This window comes from Lentzea sp. DG1S-22, assembly GCF_036321065.1.
GTDB lineage: Bacteria > Actinomycetota > Actinomycetes > Mycobacteriales > Pseudonocardiaceae > Lentzea > Lentzea jiangxiensis.
The window spans coordinates 2,642,915-2,665,791 of the sequence record NZ_CP143276.1 but is presented as its reverse complement, the minus strand read 5'-3'; the positions used below and the strand labels follow the sequence as shown (position 1 = coordinate 2,665,791).

The following is a 22,877-nucleotide window of genomic DNA, read 5'->3' as shown; positions in this document are numbered from 1 at the left end:
ATGCATTCACACGCCCCGCTGAAGTGGCTGGTGGGGCCGGTAGGTCACGCGGCCGTCGACCACCACCATGTCGACCTCGACGGGAACTCCGGCGTGGTCACCCATCGGTGCCAGCACCAGCGGTGCCGCGCCCGTGCCCCGGTGGACCACCAACGTCGTGCCCAGCCGGGTCGCGATCAGGTGGCCGAGCAGGTCGCGCGCGTTTCCCGCACCGGCGTTCTCGTTCGCGTCGGCGTGCATCCTCCAGTTGGCGTTCTCGACGAGCGCACCGGTCAGGTGTCCTGTGTGGACCGGCCTGGACGCGGTGAAGTCCGCGGTCGCCTGGCTCACCGCCGCGGTCGTGGCGGCGTGGTTCAGCACCTGTGCGCGCAGGGCCGCCGGGTCCTGCCGCACCACTTCGCCGACCGCCGCGTACAGGCCGTCCGAGGTGACGGGCGGGGGAGCGGGCCGGTTGAGCACGTCGAACGCCAGGTGCCGCAGGTGCCGCCGCGTGCTGCTGACGTGTTCCTCGTACTGGCTGAGCCGGCTCGGCGGGGCAGCCTCCGCCACCTCGTGCCGTTCGGAACTTCCGGATTCGACCGGCGCGGCCTGGTTGTCCGCGTCGACGCGCGGTGGCAACGGGTCGGCGAGCACGAGGGACGCCGGCTGACCTGGGCTGAACCGCACCAGCGGTTCCTCGGTCACGTGCTTGTTGACGATCGTGTCGAAGATCTTCCGGTCGAAGTCGGTGACCGGGTCCCAGTACAGGTGTGCTCCGTGCTGGACCCCCACGTTGCGGTTGACCAGCAGGAAGACCATGCCCTCGTAGTCTTCCTCGCGGAGCCGGTTGCCCTCCGTGTCGTACATGCCGTACATGTCGGCGTCACCGGTCACCCAGACGAGGTCGCCTCGCGAGTTCGCCCCGTGGACGACACCGTCGATGACCTTGAACTTGCCCTCCTGCTCGTACTTCTCCATCGTGCCGATCAGTTCGGCGAACTCGGCGGCGCGTTCGTTGAAGCGCCTGGCGACCTTGTCCCGCATCGCCGGGTCGACGCCGGAGAGATCCGGGTTGGGGTCCGGCTGGAAGAACCCGACGAGCCCGACGTGCTCCGCGTCGGCACCGAGCAGCACGTCGGCCTGGTTGATGGTCTTCGCCTTGATGTCCTTGGGTTTCGGCATCGCGCCGTCGTGGAGCCAGCGAACGGAGTCCGGGTTCGTGGGACGGACGTCCAGCACGATGTTGAAGCGGTCGACGAAGTTCTGGAACCGCTCCTGGTTGACCTTCGGGATGCCGAACTCCTGTTCGAGCCGGTCCGGGGTGAGTGACGCGGCGTCCTCCGGAACCCGCCACCGCACGGAGTCCCGCAGGTCTGCCGGACGTGGCGCGGCGGACGTCTTGGCGTCGATCTCGTCGAAGAGGTCCTCGACGAACGGCCTGCCGAGGCCCGGTTCCGGCAACTGCGGCGCGGCGACCGGCTGACCCGAGGTCGTCCGCTCACCCGCGCCACCGGCACGGCTGGCGTCGGTTGCGTCCTGGTCCGCCGGTGGAGCGGCGAGCGCGCTGCCGACCGCCGCGGCGTCGACCTCGGCCTTCTGCTCCGGCCACGCGGCCGGGTCCCACTCGGCCAAGGCGATGCCGTGGGTCTCCGCGAACGCCTCGATCCGCGCCCGCACGGCCGGATCGAGCCCAGCGCGCGGAACCGACACCTCCGCCACGTCGCGACCGAACACGACATCGCCGTACACGTGCGTCTCCAGCAGCAGGTTCCGCTGCGGGATCATTCCTTCCAACCCCAGGGCGTTCTGCACGATGCCGTTGACGTACTCCGTGTGGTTCTGCTCGAACATGTCGTGCATCAGGTCCACGATGTTGCTGCGTGCAGGACCCCTCGTGCCAAAGGTGTAGTACGACCGCTGGCGCACGTGCGGTTCGAGCAGCAGGTGGGTGTCGCCGTAGCCGGCCGTTCCTTCGAAGCCCTTCGTCCGGTCGTAGTTCACGTTCACCGCGCCGAACACCGCGGCCTCGTGCGGACCGAAGCCGCGCCTGCCCGACTCGGCGTCGTCCTTCTCCCGGCGCCACCGCGTGTAGTTGTCACCACGAGCGACGTTGACCTCGTTGGACAGCGTCCAGAAGGCGAAGTCCGGGTCCTCGGCGAGCAACCCCTCCAGGTAGCGGACCTGCCGCGGCGTCCTGGCCGCGTCGAGCTCGCTGGCCGTCAGGACGGTCTTGGCGTGGTAGTGCGCGGCCCGCAGTGCTTTGAACTCCGGGCTCGGCCGGAACGAGTCCTCCGTCTGAGCCTTCTGCAGCAGTTCGTCCGCCAGCCGGTCGGCCTCGGCACGATGCGCGTCCACGTTGCTCTTCTTCGACCGCAGCGCTTCGAGCGCGGCCGGGTCGACGACGCGCAGGCCGATCTCCGCGGCCGGCAGGTAGCGCGCGTCGGGCTGGGTGAGCGCCGCCGCTCCCTGGTCGGTGCCGAAAACGGTCTCGCCCTTCAGCGAGATGGTGATCGGCGCGGTCGCGAACCACTCCTCGGCCTTTGCAAGCACCTGTTCCGCGGCGGCGAGGTCCGGCACCGAGAGCTTCTCGACGAGGTTCTGCTTGACCGACTCCCGGCGTGCCGCTGCCGCGGCGAGCGCTTGGTCGCCCTCGGACCGGCCGGTCCGGATGTCGCGCAGGTGTTCGTACTGGCGCTGGGTCAGCGACCCTGCCTGAGCGGAGCCCGGCGGCGGTACCGAGGTGGAGGTCGCGGACGAGGCCAGCCCGTCCCTGCCCGCCGCGAGGTCGGCCGCCGTGAACGGCAGCGCGGCCGGTGGGGTCCAGGGTCCCGCCGCCGGTGCGGTGACATCGGCCGCGGGCACCTCCGCGGCAGCCGTCGCCGGGGTGGGTGCCAGCACGGCTCGCAGGTCGTCGAGGCGTTGGGCCGCGGTTTTGGTGAGGACCAGGTCCTTGTTGTTCCACTCGCGTGCTTCCGGCTCGCCCCGTCCGGGACCGCTGAAGAAGTGCTGCAAAGCGGCGGTCTTGCGGAGTTCGACGACGTCGAGGAAGTAGCTCGGCGCGATCTCGCCGGGCAGCGCCTCCAGCTCGAACGACCCGTTGGCGTTCCGGTCCGGCCGGAGCCTCCCCGCCTGGATCTCGGACATCGTGTACGAGAGCATCTCCGCCTCGTAGCGCCTGCGCAGGAGGTCGAAGGTCGTCTGGGCGTCCAGACCGGCCCGCTGGGCGAGGCTCTCGACCCTGGCGGCCACGGCGGGCAGCTCGACGTCTCCCCGCATGAACGAGGTGAGCGGGTCGTCGGAGACCAGCGCACCGGCCAGGCGGACGGCCTCCGGGGACATCGACGAGGACGACGCGTCGCCGTCCCAGTGGAGCCGGTCGGCCTGCGACTCGATGATCTTGCGTGCGAACACCGGTTTCAACAGCGGGTCGTTGAACGCCTCCGCCATGTCCCTGGCCACGTTGTCCACGACGGACGCCAGCGCGACGGCGTCGTTCCTCGTCGCGGCCTCGGGACCCTGCGCGGTCACCGCGGTGATCTTGGGCAGGATCCGGCCGATCCCGGGGAACGACCGCGGAGCAGGCCGTCCGAGGACCTCCAGCACCCGCTGCGTGTGCTCGCGCGTGCTCTGGCCCTGGCGGATCTTGGCGCCGGGATCGGTCATGGCCAGGTCGACCAGCGGCATTCGTCGCGCCCAGTCGAGGACGTCCGCCGGGCGGCCCTGCTTCGGGCGGGCTCCGTCGCCCGCGGCGGCCGTGGTGATCTCGCGCTGCTGTTCGGCCGCGCCGTCGTGGCGGCTCGCGGTGGTGGTGTCGGGAGCCGGCGTTTCCGGTGGTGTCCAGTTCGTCGTCGACCACACGGGAGGGCCGGACCCGGTCGGTGGCTCGGGAGGGGTGGGCCCCGTCGGCGGGTGCGCCGGTCCACCCGGCGCCGCGGGCTGGACGTTCGCGGGGCCCGTGATCACCGTGGTCTGGAGCGGAAGTGCCGCCTCGGCGTTGCTGCGGGCGGCCCATGCGGCGAATTCGGACTGCGTGAGCATGTCGAAGTGCTTCTTCTTCGGGTCGCCGACGAGGTAGACCTCCACACCCTCGTGGCGGACCGCCTGCACGGACAGCGCGTGCGCGGTGAACCGCCCCTCCAGTGCGACGGGCAGCACGCCGGCATGGTGCACCCGCGACCAGAACCTGTCGTCCACGATGTCCGCGAGCGGCTTGGTCCTGCCTGACGGAGTGGGATCCGCGAGGACCTGTTCGGCGAGCAACCGGTAGTCCTCGTTCACACCGATGCCCCGCCGGCCCGGCCGGTCGACTCCCAACGGCAGCGACAGGACCGCGCTGGCCGCCCATGCTCCGCGGATGGCCTTGCGGCTGAGCACCGGGATGGAGTCGACGCCCTCGCTCGGGTCGGAGACGGCGGCGAGCTTCTGCATCACCCGCCCCCAGTCGTCGCTCATGGCGGCCCAGTCCGGTGCGTCGGTGCTCGACTGCTGCTCCAGCCGGTCGAACGTCTCGCGTGCCTCGGCGATCCGGTCCCGCACGAGCTGTTCGACGGTGCGCCCGCCGGGGCGGTCCTTGCGCGCCAGCAGCTCGGGGCTGTTCTCCAGGGCGCTCAGCAGTGCCCACTCCGCGCTGTCCGCGACCGCGCGACCCGCGTGCACCTGTGCGATGACCGTGGGCAACACACTCCGCAGTCCTGTGTGGACCGCGGCCGACTCGCAGGTGTTCAGGAACCGCTGCTCGTCCAGTCCCTTGCCGGCGAACAGCGCGTCGGCGAGGTGGGGTGAATCGAGCAGCGCCGTGAAGGGCGGGTGCGCCAGCAGCCCGGCCCGCGCGTGCGGTGCGAGGTTGAGCGTCCCCAGCACGGCCAGCCGGCGGGGCAGCGGGTCCGCCGCGTTGTGCGGCAGATCCGACAGCGGCACACGGCCGGCCTCGACGTCGGCCGCGATTTCGTCCAGAACGTGCTCAAGCGTCGCCGGCGGCAACGGCCGCGCGGTCTGCCAGTCGTGGACGTGACCGAGGTTCAGCTTCGTGATGTCGCCGACGCGGCGATGCCGCACGGGTACGGCGCTCGTGGTCACGAGCAGGTCGGTGACCAGGTCACGAACCCGCCCGGCGTGCTCCGGGCTCAACGAGCCCGAGGCCGACAGGATCCGGTTCACCGGGCCCTGCACACCGGGGGAGGACAGCACGTCCGCGACGTGGTTCTCCACCGATCCCAGGGCGCTGAGGTCGTCGAACGTCGACGTGGCATGCCGTGCGTCGAGTCCCATCGCCGCGATCTGCTCGGTGAGCTCGTGCCGCGTGGGGTTGTCGTGCTGCCCTCGTGCTGTCGTGCCGTGGGCCGGCTCCGTGTCGGCTGCTACGTCAGCTGTGACGTCAGCTGTGACGTCGGCGGCAGCTGTGACGTCAGCTGGCACGTCGGCGGGAGTCGTGACCGGCGTCGCCGCATCGTTCGGGACGAGGGGACTCCGTGACCGGACGTGCACGTCCGGGGTCGTTTCCGCACGAGCGGTGGCGGCAGCGGTCACGTCGGCGTTCGGGATGTTCGCGGCCCGCAGCGACGCTTGCGACGACCCGGTGTCGATCTGGGCCTCGCTCTCGGTCGTCACCCACTCGAGCCCCGACCAGCTGTTCTTGACCTTCGGGTCGAACAGGGCGCTGTAGTCCCGCTTGTCGACGAGGGGCACCGGCTCCGGCAGGTAGTTCGTCTCGACCCGCAGGCCGTGGTTCTCCGGCTGCATCGTGAACTGGCCGATGAGGCCGGTCGTCGGCGTGAGACCACCGTCCACCAGGACGTTCGGCCCGGAGATGTCCGGCGCCTGCTTCTTGAGCGCCTTGCTGAAAGCCTCCTGCGACATGCCGTAGCTCTGCAGGCCTTCGAACTTCTTCGGGATGACGTCGGTGAGGGCGTGGATGAAGTCGTTGCCCGGCGGCGCGACGATGAAGTTGTTGTTCAGCTCGCCCTTGTCGTACTGGATCTCGGCGGCCGTGCTGAGAGCGGCGCCCGGCGCGACGTCCTCCAGTCCTGCCAACGCGTTGTCGACGCTGTGCTGGTCCCGCAGTCGCGGCGCCATCAGCGGCACGTCCGTCGGCTGCATCTTGAGGTCGCCGACCTCGATCAGCGACACCGCGCCGGGGCGGATGTCGACGTCGACGTACACACCGCCGCGCTTGGCCAGCACCGCGTACCGCGCGATGTCGGACTGGAGGTTGTACGCCTTGGCATTCGGGTCCTTGGCGGCGGAGTAGACGTCGTCGATCGTCGTCCGGGTGTCCGTGCGGCTCTGCACGTCGGTCGAGAGGTCGTGCACCAGGGAGTCGATGTCGGGCTGGATGTCGATGCCCGCGTCCGCGAGTTGCTGCTTGACCTCAGGGGCCCAACCGGCCGACGAAGCGTCGGTCCAGAGCGTCGCCTTCCAGTTCTGGCCGGGACTGGTCGAGTTCTCGTTGTTCTCGCGAACCTTCGCGGCCCACCGCAGCAGGGTCTGCACGGCGGCCTCGTTCGGTGTGGTGCCGAACCAGGCGAAGTGCAGCTCCTTCGGAACCTCGACGGCACCCTCGTCGCCCCGCGCGGCAACGGCGTCGTCGTAGTGCTGCTGCACTTCGGCCTGCTTGTCCGATCCCCGCAGGCGGTTGATCAGGATGCGGGCCTTGCCGGGCTTGCCCTCGGCGACCGCCTGGGCGACGTGGTCCTTCAGGACGTCGACATCCACAGTGGACGGATCGGCCTGGGCGTGCAGCAAGCCGACCCACGGGTCGGACGAGGTGAGCGTCACGGCCGCGGCAGGAGCCGTGAACGGCACCGACGCCTGCGACTCCCTCCTGAACATCCCCGGAACGTCGACGGTGAACAGCTTCTTGATGGACTCGCGCCTGCTCTTGGTGGACTCGCGCCTGCTCTTGACGGACTCCCGCCTGTGTCCCTCGGGAGCAGGCCGCGCCTGGAACTGCTGGGCGGCCTGGTGCGTGCGGGGCAGCGGCCAGGAGGCCGAGCGGAGCCGGGTGGAGGGTGTCACCGCGGCCGGTTCCGGCGACGACGGAGGGACGGCACCGGTGCCGGGAGCGGCGTTCGGGCCGGGTGCGGGAACGCCGTGCGGTGCAGCGCCGGACGAGGGCGTGGTCACCGCGGGCGGCGGCACGGTGGCGGGGCCGGGCGGGTTGATCGTGGTGTCGGGCACCATGACCTGGCTGTTGGCGGTGCGTTCGATCAGCCAGAGGTGGCGGGGCCGGATGCCGGGGTCGGGCAGGTGCGCGGCGTTGTCCATGAGACCGCCGTCGTTGTCGTGGACGCCGGAGTTCGTCTCGTGTTGTTGCAGGACTCGGGTGGTGTCCTTGTATTCGTCGGGAACGCCGAGGTAGTGCAGGGTTTCGTGGGCCAGGACCTCGGGGCTGGTGTCGGGGTTCCAGTGGTCCTGGTTGACCTTCGGGTCGTTCGGGTCGACCTTGACGGTGGTGTGGGCGTCGGCCTTGTTGTCGGTGAACTCCAGGTTGAGGTGGAACTGGTCGCCGCTGGGCAGGCGGAAGCCCTGGTTGAGCAGGGTGTTGACGCCGTTGGTGGCGTTGTCCCTGATCTGCGCGAGCTGGTCGGCAGTGACCTTGCCGGTGGGTTCGAGGTGGACCTTGACGGTGTATTCCTGCACGAACTTGCCGGGGCTGGTCTCGATGCGCCGCAGGTCGTAGTTGATGAGGCCCTTGTAGGCCTTGATCTTCGACGGCGTGCTGTCCGTGCGCACATCACGGACGTCGAGGTCGACGGTGCGGACGTCGGTGTCGTTGCGGCGATGGGCCCAGGTGCTGCGGTCGGCCGGGTTGTCCGGGTTGGACCAGTCCGCGGTCCTGGCGGGGTCGTGGCGCCAGGACTCGTCGCTCAGGACGTCCTTGCCCCGGTGCGACTCCGGCGTCGGCGGCGTCATCGCCGGCGGCGCGCCACCGCCGCGGACCTTCTTCGGCGCCTTGGTGGTTTCCGGAGCAGGACTGGGCGAGTTGGTCTCCGCGCCGCTACGGCTGCTCTCCGCCACGGACGACTCCGCGGGCAGCGAGGGCAGCGGCTGCTGGCTCACGTCCGCTGCGGTGCTGGTGGTGTCGCGGGGTGGGGTGTTGGTGGTCGCGTCGGCGGGTGGGGTGTTGGTGGTCGCGTCGGCGGGTGGGGTGTTGGTGGTCGCGTCGGCGGGTGGCGTGTTCGTGGTCGCGTTGCCGGCTGGGGTGTTGGTGGCTGCGTCGCGGGCAGGCGTGCTCGTAGTCGCGTCGGCAGGTGGCGCGTTCGTGGTCGCGTCGCGGGCAGGCGTGTTCGTGGTCGCGTCGCCGGGTGTCACGGGCGGGGCCGGCGGTGCGGGCGGCGGGGTCGCGGGCGGTGGGGTCGCGTTGTAGAGGTCGACCTGGCGGTCTGCCTCCGCCTTCGCGTCCCACCACTTCTTCTGCTCGGCGTCCGCGGCCCTGCGGGCGTCGTCGAGCTTGGTCTCCGCGTCCTTGATCTTGTTCTCGGCCGCGGCCCGCTCCTCGGTGAGCGCCTGGTGGGCCTTCTCCGCGTCCGTGCGGGCCGTTTCGGCGTCGGCGACGGCCTTCTGCTGCGCCTGGAGCTCCGCGCGGGCGTCGACGGCGGTCTTGCGTTGCACGTCGAGCTGCGTGTGGGCGTCGGTGAGCTGCTGCTGGGCGTTGGTCAACGCGGTGTGCGCGGCGTCGGCCTCCTGCCCGAGCCGGTCCAGCTCGGCCTTCGGCGCTCCGCCGATCTGGGCGTCGTCCAGGGCGTCCTTGGTCGCGAGCGCGTCCTGGCTGAGCGACGAGATCCGCGGCGTCAGGTCCTGGATCGCCGCGCGGGTCCGCGCGACGTCCGCCACGGCGGTGTCGAACGCCGTCTGCCGCGTCCGGAGCTCGGCCTCGGCGTTGACGTGGTTCTCGATCGCCGTGTTCAGCTTCGTCGCGGCGTCACCCAGCGGCTGGTCGGTCCTCGCCAGCACGGCGGCCGCGGAGTTGATGACCTCCTGGGCCTCGTGCCGGGCCTCGTCGACCTTCTTCTCCGCCTCGCGCCAGTCGTCGGCCGTCTTCTTGACCTCGGTCTGGGCGTCCTTCAACGAGTCGCTGAAGGTCTGGTTCAGCATCGTCTCGACCTCGGTGGCGGGCATGCGCACGCCGGCCGAGCCGGGCACCGTCAGGTCGACGACGCCGGTCTTGCCGCCGATCGTCGCGACCACGCGGTACTCGACGTCGAACTGCACGAGACCGGTGCGCGACGGGTCCTTGGGCTTGACGCTGCCGCCCTGGGCCTGCGCCGGGCCGCCGGAGACCGCGGACGAGTCCTCGTTGGCGTGCTTCAGCTCGACGCCGCCGGTGCCGACGTTGACGGTGTCCCTCGGGTCGCCCTGCTTGACCGCCGCGCTGCCCTGGGCGAGGCCCACGGCCACGTCGGAGGTGTCGGCGACCTTGGCCTCGCTGGAGACGTCGGTCGTCTTCGTGGTCAGCGGGGTCTCGATCTTGACGCCGTCGCTGAGCGAGCCCAGCTGCGGGTTCACGAGCTTCGCGTAGACCTTGACGTCGGCGTCCTGGCCGAACGTCAGCGCCGCCTCCTTGAGACCCGGCACGTCGAGCGGGCCGGACAGCATCGCGGGCAGGTGCGGCTGCAGGTTCTCCGGGCTGAGCGTCGAGAGCAGGCTGTTGAGCGAGCCCGTGCCCTTGCCGGTGAGGCCCTTGCCCGCGCCGGCCTCCGTCATCGCTTTCACGGCGGCGTTGCGCAGGTCGCCCGCGCCGCGCAGGTTCTCCACCGACGCGGTCGCCGACAGCTGGGTGGCCCGGCTGTCCTGCTGGAAGGCGTAGGTCGCCTCCGGCGTGCCGAACTCGCTGCCGCGCCTGCTCGCCGCCGACATGTAGGGCTGCGGGGTGCCGCGACCGGTCGTCGGCTCCGAGACCTTCTGGTTGTCCGCGTGCGTGCGGACGACCATGTCCTGCTCGGCGCTGCGGACCTTCGCGACCTCCTTGTCGCCCTTCTCCACGACGAGCTCGAACTCGACCGGCACGTTGTAGCGCGCCGCCGGACCGCTCGCCGTGCGGTTGTGGCCGAACGCCGTGCTGGTCGAGGCCGTCACCGAGCTGCTCTGGGCGGAGCCGACGTTCGCGATCACGCTGAGACCCGCGGTGCCGGAGACGTTCGGGTTCGCGCTCCCCGGCGAGGCGAGGCCCGGTGCCCGCAGGCCGAGGCCCCAGCCGGTGCCGCGGCCCTTGCCGTCGCTCTCCTTGCGGGAACCGCCGTCGTTGTGGGACATGTCGACGCCGTCGTTGACGACCTGGTCGAACTTCGGCTCGCCCGTCTTCGCCCGCAGCGTGACCTGGTAGGAGTCCTTGCCGAACGTGCCGGGCTGGTGGACCAGCAGCGGCACGCCGCCGTCCAGAGCGCTGTCGATCATCGCCTTGACGCTCGACGGCGAGTTGAGGTCGACGATGCGCTGCAGGTTGCTCATCGAGTCCTTGAGCACGGAGTCCGGGATCAGCGCGTCGCTGCCGAACTTCTTGGTGTTCGTGGACAGCTTCGTCGTGAGCTCGTTGACCGCCGCCGAGAGGTCCGGGACCTTCTCCACGTTGGACAGCCCGAGCGCGCCGGGCTCGCCCGGTGCCACCGTCGACGGTGGGGCCATCTTCGGGAAGTCGGGCTTGGGGACGTTCGGCGCCACCCTCGGCAGCACGCCCATCTCCCGTGCGACGTCCTCGGAGACCCGCACGAAGACCGACTTCGGCAGGTTCACCTTCACGCCCTCGGCGTTCGGCGTGCCGCCGTGCACGAAGTTCTCGGCGCGGCTCTCCCCGACGATCGTGAACTCGGCGTCGACCTGGACCAGCACGGTCCGGGCGTCGTCCGGTGTGGTCCGGCCGCGGTCGACGTTGCCGCCGATCTCGTTCGACGTGGTCTTGTTGTCCGACCACGGCGTCCACTTGCCGGTGACCGCGACACCGCCGGACCCGCTGGGGTTCGACGGCTGGCCGGCGGGCGGCGGGGTGACGTTGGGACGCACCGGGACGTTGATGCCGGCGACGAGGTCGACCGACCGGCTGGTCGTGGACGACCCACCGGCCTTGTAACCACCGCTGACCGAGTTGTCGGTGCCGGTGGCGTCCGAGATGGACACCAGCTTCGCCCCACCGAGCTTGACCGACATGCCGATCGCACCGGAGCGGTCCGCGACGCGGCGGTCGTACTTGAGGCCCTGCTCCTGCACGCCGGTCTCGATGAGCCGCTGCAGGTTCGCCTTGATGTTCTCCGGGGCGAACATCTTGTCGATCTGCGCCCGTGACGCCGTGCCCGGCGTGGTGAGCGCCGAGTCGCCCTTGGCCGCGCGGTTGAGCGCGTCGATCGCCTGGTCCCGCAGCTCCGTCGTGTTGGCGACGGCCTCCACGTGGAGGAACTCCGGCGACTTCGGGCGGGCCTGTGCCGGGTTCAGCAGGTCCTTGACGGTCGGGGAGTTCTCGAGCGGCGTGGCCGACGGGTCACCCGGCTTGAAACCGTCACCGGGGTCGTCCTTGAGCGTCGAGGAGTCCGACACCCACAGGTTGACCTTGCCGTCGATCTTGTCCAGGCCGGCGCCGGTCTTGGCGACGGTCTTCACGTCCGGTGCGTGCCGGCCGGGCGCGCCGGGCACGACGGTGCGGACCCACGTCCGGGGCCGCGTGAACGTGGTGATCTCCACCTCGAACTCCACGTCGCCCTGGAACACCTGCGCGTCCGGGCTGCCGGGGTTCGACGAGGTGGCGCTCACGGCCGGTCCGGCCGAGGTCTTGTCCGTCCACGAGTGGCTGTAGGACACACCGGCCTGCGGCATCGGGGTCAGCGAGGCGACGCCGGTCTTCACCGGGATGTTCGCCCTGCCGGTGATGCCACCGGTCCAGCCCTTGGTGGTGCTGGTGTTCGCGTCGAGCTTCGGACCGCTCGTGGTGGAGTCGCTGACCGGGCGCCCCTCGGCCTTGCCGAGGTGCTTCGGGTTGGTCAGCTTCGCCTTGACCGTGACGTTGACGTACGTGTTCGTCGTCTTGCCGGAGTTCTTCAGCTGCACCTGGACGCCCGGACCGAGCAGGCTGTCCATGTTCGCCTTCAGCGCGGCCGGGGACAGGTTCGCGTCCAGCTTGCGCTGGTTCGCGAGCTGGACGGCCACGTCACCGAAACCCTGGCCCTTGCCGGAGCGGGGGTTCGCGTCCGGGTTGGTCCACTTCGGCAGGAACTTCTCGAACCCGGGCAGCTCGCGCAGCTTCGTCTCGACCTGGTGCTGCACCTGCGTCGCGGGCACGAACTCGCCCACCTTGGCGTTGCCGGCGGCGAGCGTGTCGGCGACGTAGGGCGGCAGGAACCTGGTGTCCGCGGTCGCCGGGTCGGTCGTGGAGTTGCGGGTCCCGACCGGAGTCGGCAGGCCCACCGCACCGGCCTCGCCCACACCCATGCGCATGTGGGTCGTGATCTCCATGGTCACGGGCTTGCCCGCGGGTCCCTGGACCTCGACCTCGGCGGTGACCTCGTACAGGCCGGTCTCGGCCTTGACCCCGATGCCGGACTTGCGGCTGGAGCTCGTCCCGGCGTTGACGCCCTCCGCGGTGCGCGCGGAGTACCCGCCGGTCGCGCCGACGGTGCCGCCGACCTTGCCAGGGACACCGATGTTGCCCCCGAAGCCCGCGGTGACGTCGAACCCGGTCTTGCTGGACGCGGACACACTGCTGCCCCAGGAGAAGGTGTCCTTGAGGTCCAGCGCCGCGTCGGCGTGCGTGCCGACGAGCTTCGCGTCCTTGAGCGTCGCCTTCATCTGCACCGCGGCGCCCTTGCTGGCGTGCGGGCTGATCAGGTCCGGCGAGGTGACGAAGCCGCCGAGCATCGCGGGCAGGTTGTTGCGGATGGAGGTCGGGCTCAGGAAGTTCTGCAGGGCCTCGCGGCCCGGCGAACCGATCTTGGTGATCGACGGGTGCAGGTTCTCCGCGACGTCGTTGAACAGCTTCCCGGAGTCCTTGACCACCACGGCTTCCGGCACGGCGTTCTCGGCCTTGAGGCCCCACGCCGCGTCGGGCGGCGTGACCGCCGCGGAGGACTTGCCGGAGTCGACGATCGTGGTGAGGTCCGTCGGGACCTGCAGCGTCACGTCGGGACCGGTGCTGAGCGTCGAGAACAGCGAGGGGTTGCCCGACGCGTCGTACAGCGTGATCTCGTACGAGACCGGCACGGTGATCTTCTTGGACCCGGAGTCCGATCCCTTGATCGCACGCTGCTCGGTGATGGAGGTGCTGGTGGCCTGCGACACCGCGGGCGTCGCGAGCGCGGCCTTGCCACCCAGCGAGCCGTACGGGCCCATCGCCACGCCGGCCGTCACCGCACCGCCGACGTCGTTGGACGTCGAGATGCTGTTCGTCGTCGTGGACGCGGCGGCGGCCTGGTAGTTCTTGTCGACCTTCGTGTTCGCGGCGTCGGTGGTGCTGCTCCCGTCCGCGTGCATCTCGGCGCGGACGTTCGCCTCGAACCAGGCGTTGCCGATCTTCACCTGGAAGTTGCGTCCATCGCCGAGGAACGTCTCGAAGTCGTTCTCGATCGCGTTCTTGATGCGGGCGGCGTCGTCGGGCCGCAGCCCGTTGATCTCCCGCACGACCGCGTCCGCGCCGCGCACGTCGGTCGGCACGATCGAGCCGAGCGCCTTGTTGTCCTGGAAGAAGCTCGGCAGGTTCGTGTCCGGGAGCTGGCCGACCGGCTGCGGCGCCATCGTCGTCATCGGGATGACGGGGTTGGGCGTCGGCTTGGGCGGCGCGGGACGGGTCTCCGGTTCCGGCGCGGGACGGGTGTCCGCGTCCTCGTTCTGACGCGTCTCCTGCAGCTCGTTGGTGAAGTCGAGGAAAGCCTCGAGGTGGGCGGTGTTGTGCCCACCCGCCTGCGCGTCCCGGATCTGCTGGTCGACGTGGCTCCGCACGGCCGCGAGGTCGGCGTCGCCGAACTGCCGCCAGGCGGGCGCGTTCACGTCGGCCGGCAGCTGCAGCGCGTGCGTGGTGAGAGCCGCGTCGCGGTTGTTCGTGAGCTGGTCGACCCGCTGCTGGTAGTACTCGACCTGGCGGTCCGCGGCCGCCCGCCGGTTCGCCTGCTCGTCGAGCATCGCCTGGGTCTTGAGGCGGTCGGGCACGATGTCCGAGGCGTTCCACCGGTCGCGGGCCGTCTTCATCTCGTCGAGGCGCTGCTCGGCGATCCGCGTGCGCTGGTCGTGGACCGCGGGCGGGCCCGCCTGCCGGGAGACCTCGATCATGTGCTCGATCGCCGCCGAGCGTGCGGCGTCACGGCCGTACGTCTGCTGCAGGTTCCGCAGCGCCGCGGTGTCCAGGCCGTACAGCGACGCCTCGAACGACCGCTGCGGTGTGCCCTCGTGGACGGGACCGAAGCCACCGGGGACGACGAGGTCCATGTCCGGGCCCGCGGACCGGGACGACGGGTCCTGCATGAACGGTCCCGGCTCGGCCGCCGGGGCGACCTGCTCTTGCCGTGCTCCGGCCGGCGGGGCGGTGTCGTGGTCCGGCGCGTCGGTGTCCGAGTCGGTGGACGTGCTGTCGTCGGAGTGGATCGATGCCGAGTCGTCCACGTCGGCCGTCGGCGTTTCGGGTCGAGACGGGACCGGCGTCTCGTGTCGGGACGGCGACGGCGTTTCCATCATCCGGATTTCCCGGATCTGGTCGTAGAGGCGGTCGAGTTCCGGAGTCGGGAGGCCGCCGATGCGCGCGTCGCGGATGAGGTCGGTGACGCGGTTTTCGATGATTTCGGCGTCGACCGGTGTCACCGTCTGCCACTCGGGTGCGGTGGTGTCGGTGGGCAGGGTGAGCGCGTAGGTGGTCAGGGCGTCGGTGCGGTCGTACTGCAGCCGCATGAGTTCCTGGTCGAGCCCGCGGGCGTGGTCGATGAGGCGTTGCTGTTCTGCCCAGCGTTGCGCCTGGTCCGTGCGCATGAGTTCGGTTTTGAACACGTCCGGCAGGGCGTCGGTGGTTCGCCTGAGGTCCCGGACGTCTTCGCGGGTCTGGCGGATTTCGTTCTGCAGGTCCCGCAGGTGCTGCTGCAGGCCGCCTTGCTTGTGGGCGATTTCCTGGTAGCGGGCCATCTGCTCGATCTCGAACGAGCGGTCCGGGTGGGTGCTGTGCTGCTCGGCCAGTTCGGCGAGTTCGGCCTGCGACTTCCCGTACAGCGACGCCCGGAACGCGGCGTGCTCGTGCCGCGGGGTCAGCACGCGGCTGTCCGGCCGCGCATCGACGTCCGACTGCGCGTCGGCGTCGGACCGTGCGTCAGCGTCGGACTGTGCGTCGACATCCGACTGCGTGTCGAAACCGGGAGTGCTGTAGATGCTTGCGGTGTCCCGCTGCGTGCGGTGCTCTTCGAGAGCGCGGGCGAGTTGGCGTGCGTTGAATTCGCGAGTCCTGGCCTCGAGATCGCGCAGGCGCTCCGCACGCGCGTCGATCTCGGCGTTGAGCTGCTCCAGGCGCTGCATTGCTGCCTGCAGCTTCGCGTACTTCTCCGCGGCCTTGTCGAAGCGGTTGCTGTAGTCGGGATCGTTCGTGAGCGCAAGGTTGCGTTCTGCCTGCTGCACCAGGGTTTCGGCTTGGGCGATCTTCTGGTCGAAGTCGACGGAGGTGTCGACCTCCTGGCCGAGCATCTGGTTCAGGAAGCCCTGGAAACCCGTGTTCGTCGCTTTGCCGGCGCGGTAGTTCTGCAACGCCTCCCTGGCGTCGTCCACCTGGGAGGTCAGTCCGTCCAGACCACGCGTCGAAGCGTGGTTGAGCACGGTGCGGACGTCGGCCTCGTTGCGCACCCGCTCCTGCAGCTTCTTCAGGTCCGAGGCGTCGAACCCGGCGTTCTCGGCCGCCGTGATCTGCGCGGTCAGCTGGTCGTCGAGGCGGGGCAGCACGTCCGCCGGGAGGTGCTCCAGCTTGTCCGCGTTCGGTCCCGCGACGAACTTGTCGATGAGGTGGGTCGTGCCGAGCCCCGGGCCCTGGGCGGCCAGGGTCTCGATCTGGCTGTTGGTGCTGTCGAGGAGGTCGGTGAGGGTTTTGACCTGCGCGTCGATCTGCGCCCGCTTAGCGTCGTGCTGCGGGTTCCTCCACAGGCTGGACCTGCGGCGGGGTGCCTGGGACCTGACCTCGGCGATGCGGTTCTCGAGGGTCGAGGCGCGTTCGCGCAGGGCGTTCACGAACGCCTGCGGGCCGCCGGGGTGCGCGGCCGCGCGCTTGACGAGCTGGACCTTCTGCGCGGCCTGGTAGAGGCCCTCGTCCTGGCGGCCCTTGTAGAGGTCGGCGATGGTCTGGTTGACCTCCGCCGAGGACTTGCCCGCGAGCCACGCCTCCATGCCGGCGCGGACTTCCTGGACCGACGGGGCACCGAGCGCGCCGAAGGTGCCGTTCTGCGAGCTGATCTGCACCTGCGTCGCGCCGTCCGGGCCGTGGACGGTCTGCACGCCGTTGTCGTCGACGACGAGCTGCACGTCCAACGCCTGCGCGATCGAGTCCGGCAGGTGCGAGCCGACGTGGGAGTCGGCCCACGACGGCGTTTCCAGCGCTTTCGCCACCAGGTCGGCAGGCGACGGCAACGCGCCGTTCGCGTTCAGCTGCTGGGTCAGGTGGTTGATCACCTCGACGTTGCCGGGGTTCGTGCCGGCGGCCTTGGGGCCGGCGTTCACGACGTCCCAGCGCCTCGACGACCCGTTCGCCAGGTCGTCGGCGAGGTTCGCCCGCCACTGCTGGGTCTTGGCGTCGGGGGTGAGACCGGGGGTGTTCGGTTCCAGGTCGGGGTGGAACTTCGCCAGCGCGTCCGGGCTGACCTGGTTCGCCACCCAGGTCGCCAGGGCGGGCGGGGTCAGGCCGGGGTGGTTGTGGTTCTGCGGGTTCTGCCGGACGTCGTTCAGCACGGTGTCCACAGTGGACCGCACGTCGTTGGAGCCGACCAGCGGGGACGCGTTCGGGACCGGCGCGTTCTGGAACGCCGCACTGCGCAGCACCGACTCGACCAGACCGACGCGGTCCAGGTTCGGCAGGTGCGTCTGGTTCGGACGGACGGCAACATCGATGTCGCTGTTCGAGTCGGAATCCGAGTCGAAGAACCTGCCGGGCATGGTCGCCGGCCTGGTCGGGAGGTCGGCGTCGGGGCTCGGGTCCGAGTCGACGCCGTCGGTGCCGGGCGTGGACACCGGGCCGTCGTTCGTCGGTGGCTTGGGCGTCCAGCCCGCGGGCGGCGGCACGGTGGCGGGGCCGGGCGGGTCGATGGTGGTGTCGGGCACCATGACCTGGCTGTTGGCGGTGCGTTCGATCAGCCAGAGGTGGCGGGGCCGGATGCCGGGGTCCGGCAGGTGGGCGCTGGAGCCCATCAGACCGTCGTCGTTCTGGTGAACGCCGGAGTTCGTCTCGTGCTGCTGCAGAACTCGGGTCGTGTCCTTGTACTCGTCGGGAACGCCGAGGTAGTGCAGGGTTTCGTGGGCCAGCACCTCGGGGCTGGTGTCGGGGTTCCAGTGGTCCTGGTCGACGTTGGGGTTCTTCGGGTCGACCTTGACCGTGGTGTGGGCGTCGGCCTTGTTGTCGGTGAACTCCAGGTTGACGTGGAACTGGTCGCCGCTGGGCAGCCGGAAGCCCTGGTTGAGCAGGGTGTTGACGCCGTTGCTGGCGTTGTCCCTGATCTGCGCGAGCTCGTCCGGCGTGGTCTTGCCGGTGGGTTCCAGGTGCACCTTGACGGTGTATTCCTGCACGAACTTGCCGGGGCTGGTCTCGATGCGCCGCAGGTCGTAGTTGATGAGGCCCTTGTAGGCCTTGATCTTCGACGGCGTGCTGTCCGTGCGCACATCGCGCACGTCGAGATCGACCGTGCGGACATCGGTGTCGTTGCGGCGGTCGACCCACGTGCTGCGGTCGGCCGGGTTGTCCGGGTTCGACCAGTCCGCGGTCTTCGCCGGGTCGTGCCGCCACGACTCGTCGCTCAGGACGTCCTTGCCCCGGTGCGACTCCGGCGTCGGCGGCGTCATCGCCGGCGGCGATGACGCCGGCGGCGCACCGACCTTCGGCACGTCCTTGCGAGTGCCGTCCGGCTTCGTGTTCGAGCTCGGAGCAGGCGGTGCCGGGGGAGCGGGAGGCGGCGGGACCGACGCGGGGGGAGCGGGCGAGGTCGCCGGCGCGTCCCTGGTGGGCGTCGGGCGGTTGTCGCCGTCGGTGTTCTGGGGCGAGTTCTGGTTGGGGGCGTTGGTGTTCGAGGCCGTGTCGGTGTCGGTGCTCGACTTCCCGTCGGTGTTCGTGTCGGGGGTGCCGGTCGACGAGGACGGAGGCGCGCCGCGAGTGCCGCCCTTCGCGTCGTCGTCGCGAGAACCGCTGCCCTTGCCGTTGTCCGCGGTGTCCGGCGTCGGCTTGGGCCTGCCCTCCCCGACGGCGTCCTTCAGCACCTCGTAGGCGGTCGTGAAGTTGGACGCGATGGAGCTGTTCCTGTGCGGGCGGTCCTGCTGGAACGTGTCAGGGTTCTGCTCGAGGATCTTGTAAGACCCGTGCTCGGAGAACTCGTCGAACGCTTCCTTGCGGAACGCGTCGCCGAGCGGGTGCCGGAACGGGATCTCGTGGGTCTCGATGTTGTTCCTGAAGTCCTGGCGGGAGTTCCGGCGGCCGCTGCCGTCCAGGAAGCTCTCGTAGAGGCCTTGGAACCTCGACCCCGGCAGCGCCGCGGCGTTGATCGTCTTGTTGATGTCGTTGCGGTTCGTCGCCTCGTGGATGGCGAACGCCTGCACGCGGGGAGGCGGAGCGTCGGGCGTGGCGTTCTGGTTCAGGTGCTGCTGCAACTGGTACTGCGCGGACACGAGCGACAGCCCGCCCTGCGTGTAGTCGATCAGCAGCACGTTCTTGCCGGGTGGCAGGTCACCCAGGAACTCGTCGAAGTGCTGGTCGAGCATGTCCTGCTGCTGGTCGGTCAGCGGCTCGGTCTTGGGCTTGCCGTCGGGGCCGTTGTAGGCGGGGATGAGGATCGAGTTCGGGTCCGAGGGCAACGGCCGGAAGTTCGACAGCGGGATGGACACCGCGTCGTGGCCCTGGTTCTGCAACGCGGCGACCACGGCGGCGGGACTGCGGCCCAGACCGACGTAGGAGAACTGGTCCGGCGGGTACTTGCCCGTGATGTCCGTGGCGAGGTCGTTCACCGCGTCGAGCACGTGCTGCTGCTCTTGGATGTCTTGCTCCGCAGCGATGCCCATCATTTCGCTGTGGAAGTCGGCGGCGTTGTCGATGCCGTAGATCTCGGGCTTGCGGTTGCCGCCGCCCAGGTTCGCGTCGTAGAGCAGGGGGTGGATCGCCGATTCGACGGTGGTCCCCTTCGGAACCCTGATCCCGTTGTCCGCCAGCCACTGCTTGACCATGTACGGCGTCAGGCCGACCGTGGTGTTCTCGTCGACCCTGATGCCGACGAACTCCGACGGCTTGTTGGGCCCGAACGCGAGCCCGCCGTTCTCGTCCTGCTGCCAGCCGGAGTCGTTCGTCGGGTCTTCGGCGCGGTAGCTGTCCACCCGCTGCTGGGTCGTCTGGAAGTCGACGGCGTCCTCGTACACCGACTCGCTGTCGCTGTTGGTGTCGCTGTCGGTGTTGTTGCCGGACCGCGGGCCCTGGTTGTTCGCCGGGTTCCGCGAGGGCGGGACGGCCGGCGGCACCGCGACCAGGTTCGGGTCGGCGGTGGTGTTCGGCGCCGGGGTGGGGGTGGCCGAGGGGGAACCGGGAGGCGGCGGCGCCGGACGCGTCTTGACGGCCGAGTCGCCGGGGTTCGGCGTGTTGCCGGGGTTGGGCGTGGTGGGGGGCACGTTCGTCGCTGGGGTGGGCGACGGCGTGGTGGTGTTCGGAGTGTTGACCGGCGGGGTGTTCGCCGCCGGGGCCGGCGTGTTCACCGGCGGAGTGTTGGTGTTCGGCGTGTTCGCCGGCGGGACGGTCGCCGCCGGAGCGGGCGTCGGCGTGGTGACCGGCGGGACGTTCGCGGGCGGCGGGGCGACGGGCGGAGCCGGGCGCGTCTGGGCAGGCGTGTCCGGGGTGGGCTTCGTCTGGGCCGGGGGCGCGGTGGTCTCGGGACGGGGGTTCGCCTGGGGTTCCGGCTTCGGCTGGGCAGGCGGGACCGAGGTCTCCGGCCTGGGTGGCGGGGTGCTCGCCGCCGGGGCGTTGGTCTCCGGCCGCGAGGACGGCGTGGTGGCCGGCGGCACGTTCGTCGCCGGGTTCGGCGACGTGGCGGCCGGAGGCGTGTTCGCCGGTGGCGCGGTGACGTTCGGCGCCGGGGACGGTGCGTTGACCGGCGGCACCGTGGCGGGCGGCACGGTGGTGGGAGGTGCCGGGCGCGTCTGGGCCGGGGGTGTGTCGGAGCGTGGCGTCTGTGCGGGCGGAGGGGTGTCCGTGCGCGGAGGCGGGGTGTTGGTGTTCGGCGTGTTCGCGGGCGGCACGTTCGTCGCCGGGGCCGGCGACGGCGCGTTGGCGGGCGGGACGGTGGCCGGGGGCACGGTGGTGGGAGGTGCCGGGCGCGTCTGGGCCGGGGGTGTGTCGGAGCGTGGCGTCTGCGCGGGCGGAGGGGTGTCCGTGCGCGAAGGTGGCACGTTCGTGTTCGGCGTCGGCGTCGGCGTGGCCACCGGTGGCGTCGACACCGGCGGCGGCGTGCCGGGGCGCGACTGCGGAGGTGCGGTCGCGGCGGGCGTCTGGGCCGGGGGTGCGGTGTTCGGTGAAGAGACCGGTGGCGTCGAGACGGGTGGCGGCGTGCCGGGGCGCGACTGCGGGGGCGCGGTCGGAGCAGAGGCGGCCGGGGGCACGTTCGTGTTCGGCTGCGGGGTGAGCGGGGTCGGCTTCGGGGCCGGGGGCGGCGTCGAGGGCGACGTGCCGGGGGCCTTCGTGATGGTGTTGTCGGGCGTCGGAGCCTTGGGCGCGTCGAACACGCCCTTCGCGCCGCCGGGACCGAACTTGTTGCCGCCGCGCTCGCCGCCGGTCGCACCGGGGGTCGCGCCCGGCGCCATGGGCGGGGCCATGCCGGGGCTCGCCGCGGGCGGGGGCGTCACGGCCGGAGCGGCGCCACCGCGCGGGCCCGCGCTCTGGGGCGGGGTCGCGACGGCGCTCTGCGAACCGGGCGTCGTCGGGGTCGTGCTGCCGGGCACAGCACCGGGAACGCCGCCGGGCTTGGGCGCACCCGAACCCGCGGAGGTCCCGCCGGGCGTGCCGCCGGGGGTGGTGGGCGAACCAGGCGTACCGGGCGTGCCGGGGATCGTCGGCTTCGGGGCCGGCGGGGGAGTCGAGGTGGAGCTCGGGGGCGCCTTCGTGATGGTGCTGTCGGGCGTTCCGGGCTTGGGCGCGTCGAAGACGCCCTTGCCGGGACCCGTGCCGAACTTGCTGCCGCCGCGCTCGCCGCCGGTCGCACCGGGGGTCGCGCCGGGCGCCATGGGCGGGGCCATCCCCGGCGACATGGCGGGCGGCGTCGCGCCGCGCGGGGGCACGGCGCCCTGCGGGCCGGGCGGGGTCGCGCTGGGCTTGGTGCCGGCGACCTGACCGGGCGTGGAACCCGGCGTGGCGCCGGGGGTGGCACCGGAGCCGGGCACGGTCGGAACGCCGCCGACCTTGCCGCCGCCACCGGGCGCGCCGCCGCCCTTCGAACCGGGGGTGCCGGGAGCACCGGGCGTGCCACCGACGACCGGCGGCGCACCGGCCGCAGGACCACCCGGCGCCTTGCCGAGGCTCGGTGTGAACGAGGCGGCGCCGCCCTTGGGGCCCTGGGTCGGGTTGACCTTGCCGCCGGCCGGAGCGGGGCCGAGGCTGGGCGTGAAGCCCGCGCCGCCGCCCTTGGGACCCTGCGTGGGGTTGACCTTGCCGCCACTCGCCGGAGCGGGGCCGAGGCTGGGCGTGAAACCGGCACCGCCCTTGGGACCCTGCGTCGGCGAGACCTTGCCACCGCCGGCCGGAGCCGGGCCGAGGCTGGGGGTGAAGCCCGCTCCGCCCTTCGGACCCTGGGTGGGGCTGACCTTGCCGCCGCCACCTTGCGGGTTCAGGGTGGAGCCGGGGTTGGCGCCGCCGCCCTTGGGTCCCTGGACGTCCCCGACCTTGCCGCCGCCCGGAGCGGGGCCGAGGCTGGGCGTGAAGCCCGCGCCGCCGCCCTTGGGGCCTTGGGCGGGGTTGACCTTGCCGCCGCCGCCCTGCGTGTTCAGGTTCGAGCCGGGGTTGGCCCCGCCGCCCTTGATCGCGTCGGGACCGGTCGCCTTCGGGCCGCCCTGCGCGTTCAGGCCCGGCGTGAAGTTCCCGCCGCCCTTCACGGCCTGCGGCCCGGTGTGCTTCGGACCGCCCTGGGCGTTGAGGCCCGGGGTGAAGTTCCCGCCTCCCTTGATCGACTCCGGACCGGTGACCTTGCCGCCCGACGTGTTCAGGCCGGGAGGCGGTGCGGTGGCGCCGGGTGGCGGCTTCGCGTTGGTGCTCGGGTCGATCGAGCGGAAGTTGGAGCCCTGGCTGGTGTCCGTCGTGGTCGACGTCTGGTGCGTGGCCTTCAGACCGGACTGGACGTCGGTGAACGCCTTGGCGCCCCTGTCCGCCTGCGCGATCGCGTTGTCGTTGGACGCGTTGAGGGCGGGCACCGCGAACAGGCCGATGGGGCCGAGCGCGTTACCGCTGAAGTTCAGGCCGCGCAGGCCGCTCGAGATGCTCGCCAGCCGGGACCCGAGGTCGCCCGCCTTGTTCTGCAACCCCTGCATCGAGGAGTCGCTCATGGAGTAGCCGCTGTTGCCGGTGGGACCACCGCCCGTGCCGGTGCTGGTCGGTGGCGCCGAAGGGGGTGGGTTCGCCGCCGGATTCGCCGCCGGGTTCGGCGACGGGTTGGGATTGACGTTCCCCTTGGCCATGAGCGGTGCTTCTCCAGTGCTGCGTCAGAACGAGGCGGGATCTCGGATCCCGGCTGTTGGCTGGA

Annotated in this window: 1 protein-coding gene; it reads right to left on the bottom strand. The window is 71.1% G+C overall.

Annotated features, from left to right (window positions below):
* Positions 1-6 precede the first annotated feature (6 nt).
* Positions 7-22,812: a glycosyltransferase gene (locus V1227_RS11510; protein ID WP_329792503.1), complete on the bottom strand. Its 22,806-nt coding sequence runs from the start codon at positions 22,810-22,812 to the stop codon at positions 7-9.
* Positions 22,813-22,877 lie beyond the last annotated feature (65 nt).